Raw genomic sequence first — 18512 nt, 5'->3', positions numbered from 1 at the left:
ACCGATGCGTGACCTGATGGGGCTGATGAAGCAGGCGCAAGGCCTGCAGCAGAAATTCGCTGACATGCAGACCGAGTTCGAGGCGCTCGAAGTCACCGGCACGGCTGGCGGCGGAGCCGTCACCGTCGTGACCACCGCCAAGGGCCAGATGAAGAGCATCGCCCTCGACGAGAGCCTCATTGTTCCCGGCGAAAAGGAAATCCTCGAAGACCTTATCGTCGCGGCCGTCAACGACGCCAGGGCCAAGGCCGAGCGGCTGATGCAGGACAAGATGGGCGAGGTGACCAAGGGTCTTCCCCTCCCGCCCGGCATGAAGCTGCCGTTCTAGAACCGCCTTGGTCACGCGAGCGCTCGCTCGTCGCAACGCTCGCCCACGCCGTTTCATCTTGGAGATGGGCAAGCTTGCGTACGGACGTGCGGGCAATGACGCGGCGCCCTGTTCGGGATCATCGCTCGTTGCAGACCACACCATTTCTGAAGCTGGGCTCAAGCTTATGGTGCCGGGAGGGAAAGCCCGCGGCTGCGGCGGGATGACCGCAGGTTCAAACCATCTCTCCCGGTGAGATGAAAAGCCCACGCGGCGCAGCATTGAGGAACCGGCTTAAGCGATGCCCTCCCCCATCGGCCCTGAGATCGAACGACTGATCCAGCTCCTGGCCCGTCTGCCGGGCCTCGGGCCACGCTCCGCGCGGCGGGCGGCCTTGACGCTGATCAAGAAGAAAGAGCAATTGCTCGTGCCGCTCGCCGATGCGACGCGGATCACGGCCGAGCGCGTGCTTGTCTGCACCTCCTGCGGCAACATCGATACCACCGATCCCTGCACCATCTGCTGCGATGCGCGCCGTGACCCGACGCTTCTCGTCGTGGTGGAGGATGTGGCCGATCTCTGGGCGCTCGAACGAGCGGGCGTTGTCAATGCGCGTTACCATGTACTCGGCGGCGTGATATCGGCCCTCGACGGCATCCGTCCGGAGGATCTCAATCTCGACAGGCTCATTGCGCGGGCGGCCGAGCCGGGCCTGACTGAGATCGTGCTGGCGCTGAACGCGACCGTCGATGGGCAGACGACGGCGCATTACATCACCGACCTGCTGTCCCCCTATGCCGTGAAGATCACCCGCCTCGCCCATGGCGTGCCGGTGGGCGGTGAGCTCGATTATCTCGACGAGGGCACACTCGCTGCGGCGATCCGCCAGCGCACGACGTTCTGAACGGCCAATCGGTCAGAGTGCGGGGAAGCGGGAGGCTGAGCGACGGCTGGGCACCGCTCGCGGTGCGCTCAGTCCGCCAGTTCCTTGACGAGGAAAGCGCGAACGCTATCGGCCTCGACCCCACGCGCGATGAAGCTTTGGCCGATGCCGCGCGCCAGGATGAAGGTGAGCGCACCGCGCTTGACTTTCTTATCCTGCGCCATCGCTTCCACAAGGCTGTCGGGGGTGCCGATGTCGCCCGGCACCTCCTGCAGGCGGGTGGGGAGCCCGATCCCGGCGAGATGAACGGCAACGCGCGCGGCGTCCTCCGGCGGGCACAGCCCGCGCTCGACGGAGAAGCGGAAGGCGAGCGCAAGCCCGATCGCCACGGCCTCCCCGTGCACGAGCCGGCTGCCGTCGTAGCCGGTGGCGCGCTCCAGCGCATGGGCGAAGGTGTGGCCGAGATTGAGCAGGGCGCGGTCACCGTCCTCCCGCTCGTCGCGCACGACAACGGCCGCCTTGGCCCGGCAGCTCGTCGCCACGGCGTGGTCACGCGCGGGCCCCGGCCCGAATATGTTTTCCGCATTGCTCTCGCACCATGCGAAGAAGCCGGGGTCGTCGATGAGGCCGTATTTCACGACCTCCGCATAGCCGGCGCGGAACTCGCGCGGGCTCAGGCTGTCGAGCAGGCCGGTGTCCGCCACCACGAGGCTCGGCTGATGAAAGGCACCAATCAGGTTTTTGCCGTGCGCCGAGTTGATACCCGTCTTGCCCCCAACCGAGGAATCGACCTGCGCGAGAAGGCTTGTCGGCACCTGGACGAAGCGCAGCCCACGGCGGACGATGGAAGCCGCGAAACCGGCAAGATCGCCGATGACGCCGCCGCCGAGCGCGATGACGAGATCGCCACGCTCAATGCGGGCAGCCAGAAGCGCCTCGCAGATCTCGACAAGGCGCGGATAGCTTTTGCTGCCTTCGCCAGCCGGCACGGTGACGATCGTCGTCCGGAGACCGGCGGCGGCAAGCATCTCGCTGAGACGCTGGCCATAGAGCGCCCCGACGCTCTCGTCCGTGACAATGGCCGCCGCTCCGCCCGGTGCCAGGCCGGCGATCCGCGGCGCAGCCTCGGCGAGGACGCCGCGGCCAATGAGGATATCGTAAGCGCGCGTATCCAGCGGGACGTGCACGGTCTCGCAGCCGGCGGGGGCGTGTGTCACGGAGGTCATCGGTCGAGATCCACCTTGGAGACTGAAAGATAGTGGCGCAAAGCCTCGACGATCTCCTCGACGATGGCCTCATGCGGTGCGTCGCGGGAAATCACGGTGATGTCGGCCTCGGCGTAGGTCGGATAACGCTCGTCGATCAGCCGCCGCAGCGTTCCCTCCGGATCGGGCGTGTGCAGCAGGGGCCGCCCCGGGCGCTTGCGCACGCGCCGGAACAGAACATCAAAATCGGCCTTCAACCAGATCGAAATGCCGGCTTCGGCGATATGGGCGCGCGTCTCGGCATTCATGTAGGCGCCACCCCCCGTAGCAAGAACCAGCGGCCCCTCGCTCAGCAGGCGACTGACCACGCGGCGCTCGCCATCACGGAATTGTGCTTCACCCTGGCTCTCGAAAATTTCGGGAATTGACATGCCCGCAGCGCGCTCGATCTCGTGGTCGGCGTCCACGAAATTGAGATTGAGTCGCATGGCGAGCCGGCGTCCTACCGTGCTCTTGCCCGCCCCCATCATGCCGATGAGGACCAGTGACCGCCCGTTGAGCGCCTGTTGCAGGGCTTCGATCTCGGGGTCGGTTACCCCAATGTTGCGCGACTCGTCCATGCGGCTTTCACTATCATGGAGTTTTTGTTTACGTCATTCCCGTAACTTGATTGGGGCCACACTTTCGGCTGAAATCTCGCGATGGGTTTAAGAGAGCTGTGCCGACCGTCTTTCGCTTCCTCATGATCATCGGGATCCTCGCCGGCCTCACCTATGCGGGGCTGTATGCGCTCGCCACAATGGTCGAGCCCAAGCCTCGCACCGTGACCGTAACGGTTCCCGCGTCCAAGTTCGAGAAGTGATGTGCCGATGGCGGTCGAGGGGCAAAGTGAGCCGACCAGTGTCGCGGACAGGCATGATCCACTTGCGAGCGGCCTCGCAGAACGCTTCCTTGAGATGCTCGCAGCCGAACGAGGCGCCGCGCGCAACACGCTCCAGGCCTATGAACGCGACCTCAGCGATTATCTCGGTTTTCTCGCGCGGCGACAGCTGACGCCGACGGGTTGCACCCAGCCCGACATCCGTGCCTTCCTCGCCGAAATCCACGCCCGCGGACTCAAAGCCTCCTCGGCGGCGCGGCGCCTCTCCGTCGTCCGGCAGTTCCATAAATTCCTCTACCTGGAAGGCCTGCGCTCCGACGATCCGACCGTCACCATTGAGGGACCCAAGATCGGCCGGCCTCTACCCAAAGTTCTTAGCGTGGACGAGGTGGACCGGCTTCTCGCCACTGCGCGTGAAGGGATTGACGATCCCAAGAGGCCTCTGGTCGAGCGCCGGCGTGCCGCGCGCCTCACATGTCTGCTCGAGCTCCTCTATGCCACCGGCCTGCGCGTCTCTGAACTCGTCTCATTGCCACGCAGCGCCGCGAAAACCCGCGAGCGCTTCCTGCTCGTGCGCGGCAAGGGCGACAAGGAACGCCTCGTTCCCTTGACCGAGGCCTCGCAGAAGGCGGCCGCCGCGCATCTGGAGCTCATCGCCACGGACAAGGAGGTCGCCCGGCAGAAGCGCTGGCTTTTTCCCGCCGACAGCGCCGAGGGACATCTGACGCGCCAAGCCTTCGCCCGCGATCTCAAGGACCTCGGCGCGGCCGCCGGCATCGCGCCGGACCGCCTGAGCCCGCATGTGTTACGCCACGCCTTCGCCAGCCATCTCCTGCAGAATGGTGCGGACCTGCGCGTGGTGCAGGAACTGCTCGGCCATGCCGATATAGCGACGACGCAAATCTACACCCACGTCCTCGATGCCCGCCTCACCGCGATGGTACGCGACCTGCACCCCTTGGCGCAGGACTGAACGCGGCCGGCACCTGGTGCGCGGACAGGGCGCCATGGGCGGGGATCACATGGGCGGGGATGACACGGCCGGGGATGACACGCGACGATTGCCACCGCTCACCTCTCCCCGGCGGGGAGAGGTCGCGCCACAGGCGCGGGTGAGGGGGACGCCCACTGGGGAAACGATCAATCTCCCCTCACCCCAGCCCTCTCCCCGCCGGGGAGAGGGAGAAGCGCTGAATATCGCTTATTCCCGGTCCCTGTTCACCCCCGGCGCAGCAGGAACACGGCCTGCTCGCCGAACAGGTTCCATACCCACCACGGCATGTTGAAGCGCACCGGCTGGCCGCTGGAGTTCAGGGCCAAGGCGCGTTCCGTGTGGGCGTTGAGCTCTTTGCAGAGCGCCACAAAATCCCGGATCGTGCAGAAATGGATGTTCGGCGTGTCGTACCACGTCTCGGGCAGGTTGTCGGTCACCGGCATCCGCCCGGACAGAGCGAGATCGGCGCGCACGCGCCAGTGTCCGAAATTCGGGAAGGAGACGATCGCGCGGCGGCCGATCCGCAGCATGTGCTCCAGCACCTCGCGGGGACGACGCGTCGCCTGGATCGTCTGGGACAGGATGACGTAATCGAACGCATCGTCCGGATAGGCGAAGAGATCTGTGTCGGCATCGCCCTGGATGACCGACAGACCGCGCGCCACGCATTGATTGACACCCTCGCGTGACAGTTCGATGCCCCGGCCGTCCACCCCGCGCCGCTCGGCGAGCAGGGACAGGAGCGTGCCGTCGCCGCAGCCGACGTCCAGCACGCGCGCGCCGCGCTCGACCATCTCGGCCATGAGGACGAGATCGACGCGTTGTGTCGCGATGGGATCATCATGAGCCAAGGTGGAATGCCTTTCGGGAATTCGGGGTGGAAGATCCGGCTCGAGAGACCGTCAGAGGCCGCGGGCACGCGCGGCGGAATCGAGGAAGCCACGCATGGTGGCGAAGAACACGGGCTCGTCGAGCAGGAAGGCGTCATGGCCCTTGTCGCTCTCGATCTCGACGAAACTCACGGAGGCGGCGGCCGCGTTGAGCGCATGCACGATCGCCCGCGAGTTTGAGGTGGGGAACAGCCAGTCCGAGGAGAAGGAGGCCACGCAGAAGCGGGTCTTCGTGCCGCGGAAGGCGTTCGCCAGCACGCCACCGTGGTCGGCGGCCAGATCGAAATAGTCCATGGCGCGCGTGATATAGAGATAGCTGTTGGCGTCGAAGCGCTCGACGAAGCTCTCGCCCTGATAGCGCAGGTAGCTCTCGACCTGGAAATCAGCGTCGAAGGAGAAGGTCGGCGCGTCGCGATCCTGCAGCCGGCGCCCGAACTTGCGGTGAAGCGCGGCCTCCGAGAGATAGGTGATATGCGCGCCCATCCGTGCCACGGCGAGGCCTTTGGCCGGGCGGACACCCGCCTGAAGATAATGGCCGCCCCGCCAGTCGGGGTCCGCCATGATGGCTTGGCGCCCGACCTCGTGGAACGCGATGTTCTGCGCGGAGTGAATGGGGCCGGTGGCGATCGGCATGGCCGCGAAGACCCGCTCCGGATAGCTCGCCGCCCACTGCAGTGTCTGCATCCCCCCCATGGATCCCCCGACCACCGCAAAGAGCTGCGCGATGCCGAGATGGTCCAGCAGCATGGCTTGCGCGCGCACCATGTCGCGAATTGTCACCAACGGGAAACCGAGCCCCCAGGGCTCCCCAGTCGCCGCATTGAGGGACGCCGGTCCGGTCGTGCCGAGACAGCTTCCTACGACATTTGAGCACAGGACGAAGAACCGGTTCGTGTCGATGGGAAGGCCAGGGCCGACGATGGTCTCCCACCAACCGGGCTTGCCGGTGATGGGGTTGCGGTTCGCTACGTGCTGGTCACCGGTCAACGCGTGGCAGATGAGAATGGCGTTCGAACGATCGGCGTTCAGGGTCCCGTAAGATTGATAGGCGATCTGCCAGGGCGCCAGGGTGGCCCCGCTGTCGAGAACCAATGGCTTGTCGAGACCGAAGCGCGCGACAAGGCTGTCCGGTTCATCGACCTGCGAAGCGGGAGCTGGGGCAGTGTCAGCACTAACCAACATGAGACCGATAAACCCTTTTCCGCCTGAAACGGCCTGAGCGCAATCAACAGGCCGCGTTCGTTATATCGAACAGAGGCCCCGCTCGGCAACTGGTGTTACAGGGAAAAGATTGGAGGCGCCTTCATGGGCGGCGCCTACTCTGATGGCTCGCCGTCGGCGCGTTCGCTATCTTGCGTTCGTGTCCCCACACCGTAAAAGTGATCACCTTGAATGGGCTAGGGCGGGTTGGCCCAACCATCTCCTGGATTTCTCGATTTTTGGGACGGAACGCACGAGTATGGTCAATCCGGTGACAAAACCCGCACAGAGCGCTTCCTCTCCCACTCCCGCCGCTCCCGTTTCCCCTCCGGTCGACCTCGCGGTTCTGCGTGAAGAAATCGATCGCATCGACGCGGCGATGCATGAACTCCTGATGGAGCGCGGCGACATCATCGACCGGCTGATTGCCTTCAAGCGGACGCAGGGGCCGGGCTCGGCCTTCAGGCCGGCTCGTGAGGCGGCCATGATGAGGAGGCTCGCGGAGCGCCACCGCGGAATTCTGCCGCTCGACACCGCGGAGAGCATCTGGCGTGTCATCATCGGCACCTTCACCTATGTCCAGGCGCCCTATAGCGTGCATGCCGACGTCTCCGGGGGCGATGGACCCATGCGGGATTCAGCGCGCTTCCATTTTGGCTTCACCGTCCCCTATATCGCCCATACCAGCGCGGAGGCCGTCATCCGTGCCGTTGCAGAATCCAAGGGCGATCTTGGCATTTTCCGGCCGGACGGCGCTGCGGCCTCCGGCCCGTGGTGGACTGGACTCACCGGCCCCGACAGCCCGAAGATCATCGCGCGGCTGCCCTTCATCGAACGGCCGCAGCATCCGGCGGCAACGCCTGTTTTCGTCATCGCGCAGCCGCTGACGGACGGGGGGTCGAACGAGGTGCGGCTCGTCGCGGCGACCGTCGAGCGATGGCGGGAGACAGCGCGTGGCGCCATCGCCCGGCTCAGCGGCCAGGTTCTCGGGTCAGCCGGCCTCCGCGATGGATTGTCGCTTCTTATCTCGGTTCCCGGCGCCGTGACGCTGGAAACTCTCGAAGAGGCCTTGACGGCGGAGCGTCTGGGGCGCATCGACCTCAGTGAAATCGGAAGCCACGCCGAGGTTTTCGTGCTCGACAAACCGGGCATGGGGGGCTGATCTCCCACCGCGCGGCTTCCGTTCGTTCTTCATCCGGAGTGTCTTATCATGGGTCTTGTGGCCGATCGCCCCGTCCCGCGGGCCGGAATTCTGTCGATCGACGCCTACGTGCCAGGCAAGAGCAGCGTCACGGGCGTCGATAAGGTCTACAAGCTGTCGTCCAACGAGACGCCGCTGGGGCCGAGCAAGGCAGCCATCGAGGCCTATAAGCACGCGGCCGCGACCCTCGAGCATTACCCCGATGGCGCCGCCACGCGCCTTCGGGAGGCAATCGGCGCCAGATTCGGCCTCGACCCTGCCCGCATCGTCTGCGGCGCGGGCTCTGACGATATCCTCAATCTCCTGACCCACGCCTATATCGGGCCTGGCGACGAGGGCGTCTATTCCGAATACGGGTTCCTGGTCTACAAGATCGCGATCACCGCCGCCGGCGGCACCCCGGTCGTTGCCAAGGAAACGGACCTGGCCGCGAGCGTCGACGCGCTTCTCGCCGCCGTGACGCCGCGCACGAAGGTGGTCTTTCTTGCCAATCCCAACAATCCGACCGGCACCTATCTTCCCTTCGACGAAGTGAAACGCCTGCATGCGGGCCTGCCCCCGCATGTGCTGCTGGTTCTCGATGCAGCCTATGCCGAATATGTCAGGCGCAACGATTATGCCTCCGGGCTCGAGCTGGTCTCGACGAGCGAGAATGTCGTCATGGTGCGCACCTTCTCCAAGATCTACGGTCTCGCGGCGCTGCGCCTCGGCTGGGTTTACGGGCCCGCCCACGTCATCGATGCGATCAACCGCATCCGCGGCCCCTTCAATGTCAACGCGCCCGCCATCGAAGCCGGCATTGCGGCGATTGCCGATGAAAGCCATGTAGCCGCTTCCATCATGCATAACGAGACATGGCTGCCCTGGCTCACGAAAGAGATCTCCGGGCTTGGCCTCAAGGTAACGCCCAGCGTCGGCAACTTCGTCCTGATCCATTTTCCAACCGAGGCGGGCCGTGACGCAAAGGCGGCGGACAGCTTCCTGTCCAGGCGCGGGCTTGTGTTGCGGGCTGTCGCTTCCTATGGACTCCCCAACGCCCTGCGCATGACCGTCGGCGACGAGGAGGCCAACCACCGCGTTGTGGCTGCACTAAAGGACTTCCTCGGGGGCGCGCATGCCTGACCGGCTGGGGCCACCGCGCGCCGACCCCCTCGTCGGGCGGCTCGCCATCATCGGGCTTGGTCTGATCGGCTCGTCCATTGCCCGCGCCGTCGCCCATCTCAAGCTCGCGGGCACACTCGTCGTCAGTGACGCCTCACCCGACGTGCGCAAGCGGCTCGTTGAGCTCCGCCTGGGGGATGCCGTGGCCGACACTGCAGCCGAAGCAGCCGACGGCGCGGATATGGTGATCCTGTGCGTGCCGGTCGGCGCCTGCGGTGATGTCGCGGCCGAGATCGCCGGGGCCCTGAAGCCCGGCGCGATCGTGTCCGACGTCGGATCGGTCAAGGGAGCCGTCGTCGCCGCCGTTGCCCCCCATCTCCCGCCTGGCGTGCATCTCGTGCCGGCGCATCCGGTGGCTGGAACCGAGCATTCCGGGCCGGACGCGGGCTTCGCCACGCTCTTTCATAATCGCTGGTCGATCGTGACACCGCCGGAAGGCGCCGATCCCGAAGCAGTTGCGGTGACACGCGGGTTATGGGAGGCCATGGGCGCTCAGGTCGAGATCATGACGCCGCAGCACCATGATCTGGTCCTCGCCATCACGAGCCACGTGCCACATCTGATCGCCTATAATATCGTCGGCACGGCCGCCGACCTGGAGACCGTGACGCAATCCGAGGTCATCAAATTCTCGGCCGGCGGCTTCCGCGACTTCACGCGCATAGCGGCCTCCGATCCGACCATGTGGCGCGACGTGTTCCTGACCAACAAGGACGCCGTCCTCGAAATGCTCGGCCGGTTCAACGAAGACCTGGCCGCCCTCCAGCGTGCCATCCGCTGGGGCGATGGCGAGGCGCTGTTCAACCTGTTCACACGCACCCGCGCCATCCGCCGCAGCATCATCGACATGGGGCAGGAAACCGCCGCGCCCGACTTCGGCCGGCGCCAGGGCGAGAGCAAGGACGGCTGATAGCCCTCATTCAGCGGCGCGGATCTCCGGCGAGGCGCTCCGGTCCTCGAAATCGAGCGCCTCGATGCGCTCGCCGCGCTTGACGATCTTGTCCGTGGACGTGCGGATCTGCGCCACGTCCTCCTGCGCCTGACGGAAATGCGTGTCCAATTTTTCCACGCGGTCGCGCAGCCTGACGACATCTTCCAGAATACGGCGCACTTCGAGCTGGATGGTCTCGGCTTCCTCGCGCATGCGCGCATCCCGCACGAGAGACTGCATCACCTGAATGGCGAGCGCCAGCAGCGACGGCGAAACGATGATCACCCGGGCGCGATGGGCGCGCGCCACGACATCCTCGAAATGCTCCTGCAGGTCTGCATAGATCGCCTCCGACGGCACGAACAGCAGCGCCAGATCCTGCGTCTCGCCAGGCACGAGATATTTCTCGGCAATATCCTTCACATGGGTCGCCACGTCAGTCTTGACCCGCGCCGCCGCCGTGCGGCGCATCTCGTCGCTGGTGGCCCCACGAAACGCGAGAAAGCTCTCCAGCGGAAACTTGGCATCGATGACGAGGGGATGATCACCCGGCAGGCGGATCAGGCAGTCCGGCCTGCGGCCGTTGCGCAACGTCGCCTGAAAGGCATAGTGCCCGGCCGGGAGACCATCGCGGACGATCGTCTCCATGCGCCCCTGACCATAGGCACCACGTGCCTGCTTGTTGGCTAGGATATCCTTGAGACCGACTACTTCGCCGGTCAGGTTGGTGAGGTTCTTCTGGGCCGCGTCGATCACTGCGAGACGCTCGTTAAGGCGTGCGATATGCTCACCTGTCGTTCGCGACGAAACCTCGAGCCCCTGCCCAACGCGATGCTGGAGGCCGTCCAGCCGTTCGGCAACGAAGCGGGCAAAATCCTGCTGGCGCGACCCGAAGATCTCGGCGATCGTCTGCAGCCGGCCCGTCATCTCCGCCTGGATGCGATTGAGCTCAGCGACCTTGTCGTCCATCTCCCGCGCCCGCTCGGCCGCCTCAGCGGCTTCGATCCGGCGCTCACGATTGGTGCGCGCGATGAAAACAGCGAGCAAAAGCAGAATAACCACCGCTGCGCCCGCCGCGCCGACAATGATTTCGCCTGCGGTGAGCGGATATCCTGCCAGGTTCAACAGGGTCTGATTCATCGGAGAACTGAGACTCGCCTCACCATCAATGCGAACAAAAGAAGAACACATTGACCCTTGCGGCGCAAGTGATTATGTGGCTGTTACACTGTCGTTTTCAGGCCTCGACAGCATCGTCCCACAGCTTCCTGTAAAAGGCCCTGCAAGTCTGCGCCATGGCTATAAAACCTATCGTCCTTATCCCAGACCAGCGGCTCAAGACCGCATCCGAGCCTGTGACGGAGATCACCGACGAGATCCGCACGCTTGCCGCCGACATGCTGGAAACGATGTACGACGCGCCAGGAATCGGTCTGGCAGCCGTGCAGATCGGGGTCATGAAGCGTCTGCTCGTCATCGACGTTGCCGGAAAGGATGAGCCGCGCGCGCCGATGGTGGTGATCAATCCCGAGATCACGTGGGAATCCGACGAAGAGTTCAGCATTCACGAGGAAGGCTGCCTTTCGATTCCCGACTATTACGAGGAAGTGGAGCGCCCGGCAAAAATCCGCGTGCGCTATATGGACCTCGACGGCAAGACCCAGGAGATCGAGGCCGAGGGCATACTCGCGACCTGCCTGCAACACGAGATCGACCATCTCGACGGGGTTCTCTTCATCGACTACCTGTCTAAGCTGAAGCGCGACCGGGTGATGAAGAAATTCACCAAGGCTGCGAAGCGCGAAGCCGTGGGTTAAGGCCACCCGGCGGTTGGCGCCGCCGTGGTCATTCCGGAGCAAGCCGGAGGCTTGAGCCCCGAATCCATGAACACGTCGGGACCCTACAATACGCCATCCGTGGTGCTGGATCCCCTTCCCGGCGCTGCGCGCGCCGGGGATGACACCCCTTCGGAGAACGCTTCCCCCCTGTGTTTGTCTTGGCCTCTTTGTCAGGGACCGTTGTCATGGCCGAGCTTGTCCCGGCCATCCCGACGGGTGAGGCGGCGCACTGCCACGCCGCATTGTACCCTCACGCCCTGAGCCGCTCCGCATGCCACTTCAGGTGATCCGCGATGAAGGTCGCGATGAAGAAATAGGAGTGGTCGTAGCCCTCCTGCCGGCGCAGCGTCAGCGCAATGCCCGCCTTCGCGCAGGCCGCCTCAAGAAGCTCCGGCTTGAGCTGATTCGCAAGGAACCCGTCCGCGGTACCCTGATCGACCAGGAGATCCGCGACGCGGGCGCCGTCCTCGATCAAGGCGCAAGCGTCATAGGCGCGCCACGCGGCCTTGTCCGGGCCGAGATAGCCGCCCAAGGCCTTCTCGCCCCACGGGCAGTTCATCGGCGAGACGATCGGCGCGAAGGCCGAGACGGCCTTGAACCGGCCTGGGTTTTTCAGGGCGAGCGTCAAGGCGCCGTGCCCGCCCATGGAATGGCCAGTGATGCCCTGCCGCGTCCCATCGACCGGCAGCTCCGCGCCGACGAGCTCCGGCAGTTCCCGGCCGATGTAGCTCGCCATGCGGTAGTTGCGCGCATATGGCGCAACGGTGGCATCGACATAGAAGCCCGCGCCGAGGCCGAAGTCATAGGCGCCGTCGGGATCATCCGGCACGCCTTCGCCGCGCGGGCTGGTGTCGGGCGCGATCACCATGAGCCCGAGTTCCGCAGCCACGCGCTGGGCGCCGGCCTTCACGGTGAAGTTCTCCTCCGTGCAGGTGAGGCCCGAGAGGAACCACACCACCGGCACCTTGCCCGCGGCCGCCTGCGGCGGCACGAAGGCGGAAAAGCGCATGTCCGTGCCGGTCTCGGTGGAGCGATGCTTGTAGACGCGCTGCTCGCCCCCGAAGGAGCGCGCGCTGGAGACGAGTTCGAGCGTCATCGCGAATTCCCGTCAGTACACGACGACGGAGCGGATGGACTTGCCCTCATGCATCAGGTCGAAGGCCGTGTTGATTTCATCGAGCGGCATGGTGTGGGTGATCAGGTCGTCGATGTTGATCTTGCCCTCCATGTACCAGTCGACGATCTTCGGCACGTCGGTGCGGCCGCGCGCGCCGCCGAAAGCCGTGCCCTTCCAGACGCGCCCGGTGACGAGCTGGAAAGGCCGCGTGGCGATCTCCTTGCCGGCCTCCGCGACGCCGATGATGATCGATTCGCCCCACCCGCGATGGCAGCATTCCAGCGCCTGGCGCATGACATTGGTGTTGCCGGTCGCGTCGAAGGAGAAGTCGGCGCCACCGCCCGTCAGGTCGACGATGGCCTGGACCACCTTGTCGTTGCCGACCTCGGTCGGGTTGATGAAGTCCGTCATCCCGAACTTCTTCGCCATGGCAGCCTTGGCGGGGTTGATGTCCACGCCGATGATCTTGTCCGCACCGACCATGCGCGCACCCTGGATGACGTTGAGGCCGATGCCGCCGAGCCCGAAGACCACCACATTGGCGCCCGGCCAGACCTTGGCCGTGTAGATCACCGCGCCGATGCCCGTGGTGACGCCGCAGCCGATGTAGCAGATCTTGTCGAAGGGTGCGTCCTCACGCACCTTCGCCACGGCGATCTCGGGCAGCACCGTGAAGTTCGAGAAGGTCGAGCAGCCCATGTAATGGAACACCTCGCCCCCATCGCAGGCAAAGCGGGAGGTGCCGTCAGGCATCAGCCCCTGGCCCTGGGTGGCGCGGATGGATGTGCAGAGGTTCGAGCGCTGCGACAGGCAGGTTTTGCACTGGCGGCATTCCGGCGTGTAGAGCGGGATGACGTGGTCGCCGACCTTGAGCGAGGTGACGCCGGCGCCGACCTCCCGCACGATGCCCGCGCCCTCATGGCCGAGGATCGCCGGGAACTTGCCCTCGGAATCAAGGCCGGAGAGCGTGTAGGCGTCGGTGTGGCAGACGCCGGTCGCCATCACCTCGATCAGCACTTCACCGGCTTTCGGGCCGCCGATCTCGACGGTCTCGATGGTGAGCGGCTTGTTGGCCTCCCAGGCAACGGCTGCGCGGCTTTTCATGTCCTGTTCCTTCTTCCCTGAGGATAGTCCGCAAAGATCGTTCTGGCTTCCCGACCCGTTAGGCCTGATCGCTTGAAGCCATTATTTCAGATAAGAGCGCACGATGCGCATGATCCCGTCTATCTCGGCCTCGCCATCAACGGGCCGGGCTGTGCCCTGCCCGCGCCCGGCCTCGAGAAAGGTCTCGCGCAGGTGGCTTTCCAGCACCTCGGCCATCAAGCCGGTCGCCGCACCCCGCAGCGCGGCGATCTGCTGGAGAAGCGCACCGCAATCGGCCCCCTGCTCCACAGCGAGTTCCAGCGCCTCCGCCTGCCCCTTGATCCGGCGCAAGCGGTTGATGGCGCGCTTCTTGTCCTCCGGCGAATGAGGCATGGCATTCCACATACTGAAGACGCGTATTATGCACGGCACTATTATACTCCATGGGAGTATGTCAAGCGGATGAAAGATCCGGCATCCGATGCCGTATCCCGGACGAAGCACTGGCCTGCATGCGCGCGCCCTGATCCCTCCCCTCCGGGGAGGGTGGCCTCGCGTCAGCGAGGTCGGGTGGGGCCCGCCCCTCTGCCACGGTGAGCCGAAACCCCACCCGGCGCCTGCGGCGCCCCCTCCCCTGGAGGGGAGGGATCGAACGGTGAGGTTGGTGGCGGCCGCGCCAATCATCGGCCTGCGAAAAGACCATCGCGCCGCCTCCCCTTTCCATAGCCGGGCTGTTCCGGCTACAACGCGCCTGAGCCCTTGTTCCTGAAGCAAGACCATCAGGTCCGTCCCAATCGAGTTGAACCCAATGTCGCTGCGCATCGTCTTCATGGGCACCCCTGATTTTGCCGTGCCGGTTCTCGCCGAGATCATCGGCCAGGGGCATGAGGTCGTCGCGGTATACACCCGGGCGCCTGCGCAGAGCGGGCGGGGGCTCGCCGAGCGCCCCTCCCCCGTCCATGCCATGGCGGAGCGCTTCGGCATCCCGGTCTTCACGCCGAAGACCCTGCGCACGGACGAGGCGGCGGAGACCTTCGCCTCCCTCGATGCCGAGGCCGCCGTGGTGGTGGCTTATGGCATGCTCCTGCCCAAGGCGATCCTGGAGGCGCCGGAACTCGGCTGCCTGAACCTGCATGCGTCGCTGCTGCCGCGTTGGCGCGGCGCGGCCCCCATCCAGCGCGCGATCATGGCGGGCGACGCGGAGACGGGTGTCGCCGTGATGAAGATGGAGGAAGGGCTCGACACCGGGCCCGTCGCCATGGTGGAGCGCGTCGCCATTGGTCCGCAAACCACCGCCGGCGAGCTGCACGACAGCCTGTCGCGCCTTGGCGCCGACCTGATGGCGCGGGCGCTCGCCGCGCTCTCCCGCGGCGCGCTGAGCTTTGTGCCGCAGCCGGAAGACGGTGTGACCTACGCCAGGAAGATCACCAACGATGAGGCCCGCATCGACTGGGCGCGGCCGGCCGGCGAATTGCACAACCAGATCCGTGGCCTCTCGCCCTTCCCCAGCGCCTTCTTCGAGGTCGATCTCGGTAAGAGCCCCGAGCGCGTGCGCGCCCTGCGCAGCGCGCCTGCCGAGGGACAGGGCGCGCCGGGCACGCTGCTGGACGGGGAGTTCACCGTGGCCTGCGGCGAAGGCGCCCTGCGCCTGCTGCAGGTGCAGCGCGCCGGCAAGGGCGTGATGAACGCCGACGCTTTCCTGCGCGGTGCGCGGCTTGCGCCCGGCGCGGTGCTCGCCTGAGATGCCGCGCTACAAGCTCGTCGTGGAATATGACGGCCGCGCCTATTGCGGCTGGCAGTGGCAGGACAACGGCCGCGCCGTGCAGCAGGCCGTCGAGGAGGCGATCGCGCGCTTCGCCGGCCACGCGGTGCGCGTGCAATGTGCCGGCCGCACCGACGCCGGCGTGCACGCCACCCATCAGGTCGTCCATGTCGATCTCGACAAGACATGGCGCGTGGACACCGTGCGCGACGCCACCAATGCCCATCTGAAGCCCGAGCCCGTGGCCATCCTCTCCGCCGAGGCGGTGGACGCGGGCTTCGATGCCCGTCATTCAGCGGTCAAGCGCCACTACCTCTATCGCATCCTCAACCGCCGCCCGCCGCCAGCCATCGAGATCGGCCGGGTCTGGCACGTGCCGCGGTCCCTCGATGCCGAGGCCATGCACGCCGCGGCCCAGACGCTGCTCGGCCGGCACGATTTCACGACCTTCCGCGCGGCCGATTGCCAGGCCAAGAGCCCCATCCGCACGCTCGACCGGCTCGATGTGGAGCGGATCGGCGACGAGATCCGCGTCTTCGCCGCGGCACGCTCCTTCCTCCATCACCAGGTGCGCTCAATGGTCGGCACGCTGGAGCGCGTCGGCGCCCGGCAATGGCCGGTCACCCAGGTCGCGGAAGCCCTCGCCGCCCGGCAACGCTCCGCCTGCGGCCCCATGGCACCCGCGACAGGGCTCTATCTCATCGGCGTCGATTATCCCTGAGGCGCGGCGCTCCGACCAAGTTGGGACCAACCACGCAGGACTATCGGGACGACGGCGGGAAATAGTCCTGAAGCACGCGGCGGAAGATCGACGTCAACGCGTCGATATCGGCAACCGCCACGTTTTCGTCGACCTGGTGCATCGTCTGCCCGACAAGGCCGAACTCCACAACGGAGCAATAGTCCTTGATGAAGCGCGCGTCCGACGTGCCGCCGGTCGTCGACAAGACCGGCTTCAAACCCGTTTCCGCCTCGATAGCCCGTGACAGGGCCGAAACCAACGGGCCGGGCTCCGTCACGAAGGCGGTGGCATTGGTCGGCAGGAACGTGACGCTGGCACGTTCGCCGAGGTCCGCGGCTGCAATGCGATCGCGGATTTCGTCAGCCAGGGTCTCCGGCGTCCAGCGGTCGTTGAAACGAATGTTGAAGGCAAGCCGCACCTCTGCCGGAATAACATTTCCGGAAGGGTTGGCAACGTCGATCGTCGTGAATTCCAGATTTGATGGGGCGAAATGTTCGGTTCCCCCATCCAGAGGTTTATCCTTCAGAGCGGCGATCAGCGCACCGAGATATTGGATCGGGTTATCTGCCAGTTGCGGATAGGCGACATGGCCCTGTTTGCCCGCCAGTACGATACGGCCGGAGAGGGAGCCCCGCCGGCCGATCTTGATCATGTCGCCCAGTGCTTCCGGATTGGTGGGCTCAGCCAGGATGCAGTGGTCGAACTTGTCGCCAAGCTCGTTCTTCACCCATTCCAACAGCTTCACAGTGCCATTGATGGCGGGTCCTTCCTCGTCGCCCGTCAACAGAAAGCCGATGGATCCCGGAAAGCGCGGATTGGCCCTGATGAAGGCGAGCGATGCCGCGACCATAGCGGCCACGCCGCCCTTCATGTCTGAGGCACCGCGACCGAAGATACGCCCGTCCTCGATCACACCGGCGAAGGGATCGTGACGCCAATGGGCCTCGTCGCCGGGCGGCACCACATCCGTATGACCCGCGAAGAGGAGAAACGGCGCTTCGCGGCCGTAGCGTGCGTAGAGATTTTCCACATCCGGCGTGTCAGGGGCCGTGAAGGTGAGCCGATGCGTCGCAAAGCCGACCTCGGACAGTTTCTGGTCGAGCAGGGCTAGCGCCCCGCCCTCGTCGGGCGTCACAGATCGGCAACGGATCAGATCCAGCGCGAGAGCAACCGCTGGGGACAGTTCCGCCGGTGGCGGGTCAGAAACGGGATGCATCGCTTCGGGAAGTTGTTCGCTGGTGCGGGGAAGCTCAAATGGCGACATGGACGACTGGCCCCGTGGGCTGAGGGAGGCGCGATTCAACCGATCGCGGGTATCCCATGATAGACCGACATGATGGCGCGCCCCAACGTTGCTTGCTGTGCACCGCGTCACATCTCACGGAACAATCCCCGACAAATAAGGCGCAGACAGGGAACAGCGGAGCGCAAGGACGGTTCTTCGGGAAGATCACGGTATCTAGGGAGAATGCCATGCCACGCGGCGATAAATCCGCCTATACCGACAAGCAGAAGCGCAAGGCCGAACATATCGAGGAAAGCTACGAAAGCCGTGGCGTCGGCGAGAAAGAGGCTGAGCGGCGTGCCTGGGCTACTGTCAACGCGGAAAGCGGAGGCGGCAATAAAAGCGGCTCCGGCCGCGGAAAGCCGGACACGCACGTGGCTGCCAAGAAAGGCGGGAAGCTCGGCGGCAAGGCCGCGGCCGCGCGCAGCCCGGCTGAGCGTTCCGCCTCCGCCAAGAAGGCAGCAGCGACACGCAAACGTAACGCGGCTGAACAGCGAGCGCACTAGCGAGAGTGGCTTAAGGCTGCGGTTTGATGAGAGCGAGGCCCGATTGCGGATCGAAGGCTTTCTGCAAATGGCGCGGAGCCTCGCTTATCATGACCTCCAGCGTCGGCCGGACAGAGCCGGATGCGAAATGCCCGGCAACCGCGCGCCCGTCGCGTAGGCCGAGGACTGCGTGGAGATGAAGCGCGGGCTTGCCCTCGGGAGAAAGAGCGATGTCCCCTATGAGAGACGCGACCTCCGCCTGCTCGTCCACAGGAATATCCAGGTAGGCCTTGCTGTCCCAATCGAAGTACTGGAGCTTAGCCTTCCTAAAGGCACCTATCGCGGTGACCTGGGCGGCAGAGAGGCTGTTCTCGGCGGCAAAGCGCTCGATGCACGCCATCGCCTCGTCGCCTTGCTCGAGCACGACCACAAATATTCTCTGTCCGTCCGCATTGTTGAGCAATTGGCTCTTCATCGCTCCTCCTGAGGCGCCGGCCTCACGCTAGCACCACGCTCCTCCCCGTCTTCGCGCAACCCTCCGCATGAAC

Annotated in this window: 21 protein-coding genes; 11 read left to right on the top strand and 10 right to left on the bottom strand. The window is 65.3% G+C overall.

Annotated elements, in window-relative coordinates; genetic code table 11:
• The first annotated feature begins 4 nt into the window (after window positions 1–4).
• Window positions 5–328, top strand: coding sequence for a YbaB/EbfC family nucleoid-associated protein (locus KIO76_RS09715; RefSeq protein WP_213322993.1), 324 nt, complete (start codon window positions 5–7; stop codon window positions 326–328).
• Between the two features lie 280 nt (window positions 329–608).
• Window positions 609–1211, top strand: a complete 603-nt coding sequence (recR, locus tag KIO76_RS09710) for a recombination mediator RecR (protein WP_213322991.1) — start codon at window positions 609–611, stop codon at window positions 1209–1211.
• Between the two features lie 68 nt (window positions 1212–1279).
• On the opposite strand, the gene aroB is transcribed toward recR, so the two are convergent.
• Together aroB and KIO76_RS09700 are read right to left on the bottom strand one after the other, a co-directional pair.
• The gene (gene aroB, locus KIO76_RS09705; RefSeq protein WP_213322989.1) at window positions 1280–2416 is read right to left on the bottom strand and encodes a 3-dehydroquinate synthase; all 1137 of its coding nucleotides are present in this window, start codon (window positions 2414–2416) and stop codon (window positions 1280–1282) included.
• Window positions 2413–3015: a shikimate kinase gene (locus KIO76_RS09700; protein WP_213322987.1), complete on the bottom strand. Its 603-nt coding sequence runs from the start codon at window positions 3013–3015 to the stop codon at window positions 2413–2415. The genes aroB and KIO76_RS09700 overlap by 4 nt, the downstream gene beginning before the upstream one ends.
• A gap of 98 nt (window positions 3016–3113) precedes the next feature.
• Here KIO76_RS09700 and KIO76_RS09695 point away from each other — a divergent pair, with 98 nt between their 5' ends.
• Window positions 3114–3257 (top strand): histidine kinase, encoded by a 144-nt coding sequence (locus KIO76_RS09695; RefSeq protein WP_213322985.1) that lies wholly within the window; start codon window positions 3114–3116, stop codon window positions 3255–3257.
• A 7-nt stretch (window positions 3258–3264) separates the two neighbouring features.
• On the top strand, window positions 3265–4248 hold the full coding sequence (locus tag KIO76_RS09690; RefSeq protein ID WP_213325183.1) for a site-specific tyrosine recombinase XerD: 984 nt from the start codon (window positions 3265–3267) through the stop codon (window positions 4246–4248).
• Window positions 4249–4493: 245 nt separating this feature from the next.
• On the opposite strand, the gene metW is transcribed toward KIO76_RS09690, so the two are convergent.
• On the bottom strand, window positions 4494–5120 hold the full coding sequence (gene metW, locus KIO76_RS09685) for a methionine biosynthesis protein MetW (protein WP_249729553.1): 627 nt from the start codon (window positions 5118–5120) through the stop codon (window positions 4494–4496).
• Between the two features lie 51 nt (window positions 5121–5171).
• On the bottom strand, window positions 5172–6341 hold the full coding sequence (gene metX / locus KIO76_RS09680) for a homoserine O-acetyltransferase MetX (protein WP_213322981.1): 1170 nt from the start codon (window positions 6339–6341) through the stop codon (window positions 5172–5174).
• A 277-nt stretch (window positions 6342–6618) separates the two neighbouring features.
• Here metX and KIO76_RS09675 point away from each other — a divergent pair, with 277 nt between their 5' ends.
• Genes KIO76_RS09675 through KIO76_RS09665 form a run of 3 tightly spaced genes read left to right on the top strand, consistent with a single transcriptional unit; the run spans window position 6619 to window position 9631 of the window.
• Window positions 6619–7521: a chorismate mutase gene (locus tag KIO76_RS09675; RefSeq protein ID WP_213322979.1), complete on the top strand. Its 903-nt coding sequence runs from the start codon at window positions 6619–6621 to the stop codon at window positions 7519–7521.
• 48 nt (window positions 7522–7569) lie between these two features.
• Entirely contained in the window at window positions 7570–8682 is a 1113-nt protein-coding gene (gene hisC / locus KIO76_RS09670) for a histidinol-phosphate transaminase (protein ID WP_213322976.1), read from the top strand.
• The gene (locus KIO76_RS09665; protein WP_213322974.1) at window positions 8675–9631 is read left to right on the top strand and encodes a prephenate/arogenate dehydrogenase family protein; all 957 of its coding nucleotides are present in this window, start codon (window positions 8675–8677) and stop codon (window positions 9629–9631) included. Before hisC ends, KIO76_RS09665 begins: the two co-directional genes overlap by 8 nt.
• A gap of 6 nt (window positions 9632–9637) precedes the next feature.
• Here KIO76_RS09665 and KIO76_RS09660 read toward each other — a convergent pair whose 3' ends face one another.
• Complete coding sequence (locus KIO76_RS09660) at window positions 9638–10792, bottom strand: DNA recombination protein RmuC (RefSeq protein WP_213322972.1); 1155 nt, start codon at window positions 10790–10792, stop codon at window positions 9638–9640.
• A gap of 155 nt (window positions 10793–10947) precedes the next feature.
• Here KIO76_RS09660 and KIO76_RS09655 point away from each other — a divergent pair, with 155 nt between their 5' ends.
• A complete protein-coding gene (locus tag KIO76_RS09655; RefSeq protein WP_213322971.1) occupies window positions 10948–11469 on the top strand; it encodes a peptide deformylase in 522 nt (173 codons plus the stop codon).
• Window positions 11470–11740: 271 nt separating this feature from the next.
• Here KIO76_RS09655 and fghA read toward each other — a convergent pair whose 3' ends face one another.
• The 3 genes from fghA to KIO76_RS09640 form a co-directional block, all read right to left on the bottom strand.
• A complete protein-coding gene (gene fghA / locus KIO76_RS09650; protein WP_213322969.1) occupies window positions 11741–12586 on the bottom strand; it encodes an S-formylglutathione hydrolase in 846 nt (281 codons plus the stop codon).
• Window positions 12587–12598: 12 nt separating this feature from the next.
• Window positions 12599–13711, bottom strand: coding sequence for an S-(hydroxymethyl)glutathione dehydrogenase/class III alcohol dehydrogenase (locus tag KIO76_RS09645; protein WP_213322967.1), 1113 nt, complete (start codon window positions 13709–13711; stop codon window positions 12599–12601).
• An 81-nt stretch (window positions 13712–13792) separates the two neighbouring features.
• The gene (locus KIO76_RS09640; protein WP_213322966.1) at window positions 13793–14083 is read right to left on the bottom strand and encodes a metal/formaldehyde-sensitive transcriptional repressor; all 291 of its coding nucleotides are present in this window, start codon (window positions 14081–14083) and stop codon (window positions 13793–13795) included.
• Window positions 14084–14498: 415 nt separating this feature from the next.
• Between KIO76_RS09640 and fmt the strand changes: the two genes are divergently transcribed.
• Both fmt and truA read left to right on the top strand, forming a co-directional pair.
• Entirely contained in the window at window positions 14499–15431 is a 933-nt protein-coding gene (gene fmt, locus KIO76_RS09635; RefSeq protein WP_213322964.1) for a methionyl-tRNA formyltransferase, read from the top strand.
• A 1-nt stretch (window position 15432) separates the two neighbouring features.
• On the top strand, window positions 15433–16173 hold the full coding sequence (gene truA, locus KIO76_RS09630; RefSeq protein WP_213322962.1) for a tRNA pseudouridine(38-40) synthase TruA: 741 nt from the start codon (window positions 15433–15435) through the stop codon (window positions 16171–16173).
• 40 nt (window positions 16174–16213) lie between these two features.
• On the opposite strand, the gene dapE is transcribed toward truA, so the two are convergent.
• Window positions 16214–17410: a succinyl-diaminopimelate desuccinylase gene (gene dapE / locus KIO76_RS09625; RefSeq protein ID WP_213325182.1), complete on the bottom strand. Its 1197-nt coding sequence runs from the start codon at window positions 17408–17410 to the stop codon at window positions 16214–16216.
• Window positions 17411–17667: 257 nt separating this feature from the next.
• Between dapE and KIO76_RS09620 the strand changes: the two genes are divergently transcribed.
• Window positions 17668–17985 (top strand): plasmid stabilization protein, encoded by a 318-nt coding sequence (locus KIO76_RS09620; RefSeq protein WP_213322960.1) that lies wholly within the window; start codon window positions 17668–17670, stop codon window positions 17983–17985.
• A 10-nt stretch (window positions 17986–17995) separates the two neighbouring features.
• Here KIO76_RS09620 and KIO76_RS09615 read toward each other — a convergent pair whose 3' ends face one another.
• Window positions 17996–18439, bottom strand: a complete 444-nt coding sequence (locus KIO76_RS09615) for a PPC domain-containing DNA-binding protein (protein ID WP_213322958.1) — start codon at window positions 18437–18439, stop codon at window positions 17996–17998.
• Between the last annotated feature and the right edge of the window lie 73 nt (window positions 18440–18512).

Source organism: Chelatococcus sp. YT9 (assembly GCF_018398315.1).
Classification (GTDB): Bacteria; Pseudomonadota; Alphaproteobacteria; order Rhizobiales; family Beijerinckiaceae; genus Chelatococcus.
This window is presented reverse-complemented; position numbering and strand designations above follow the sequence as displayed.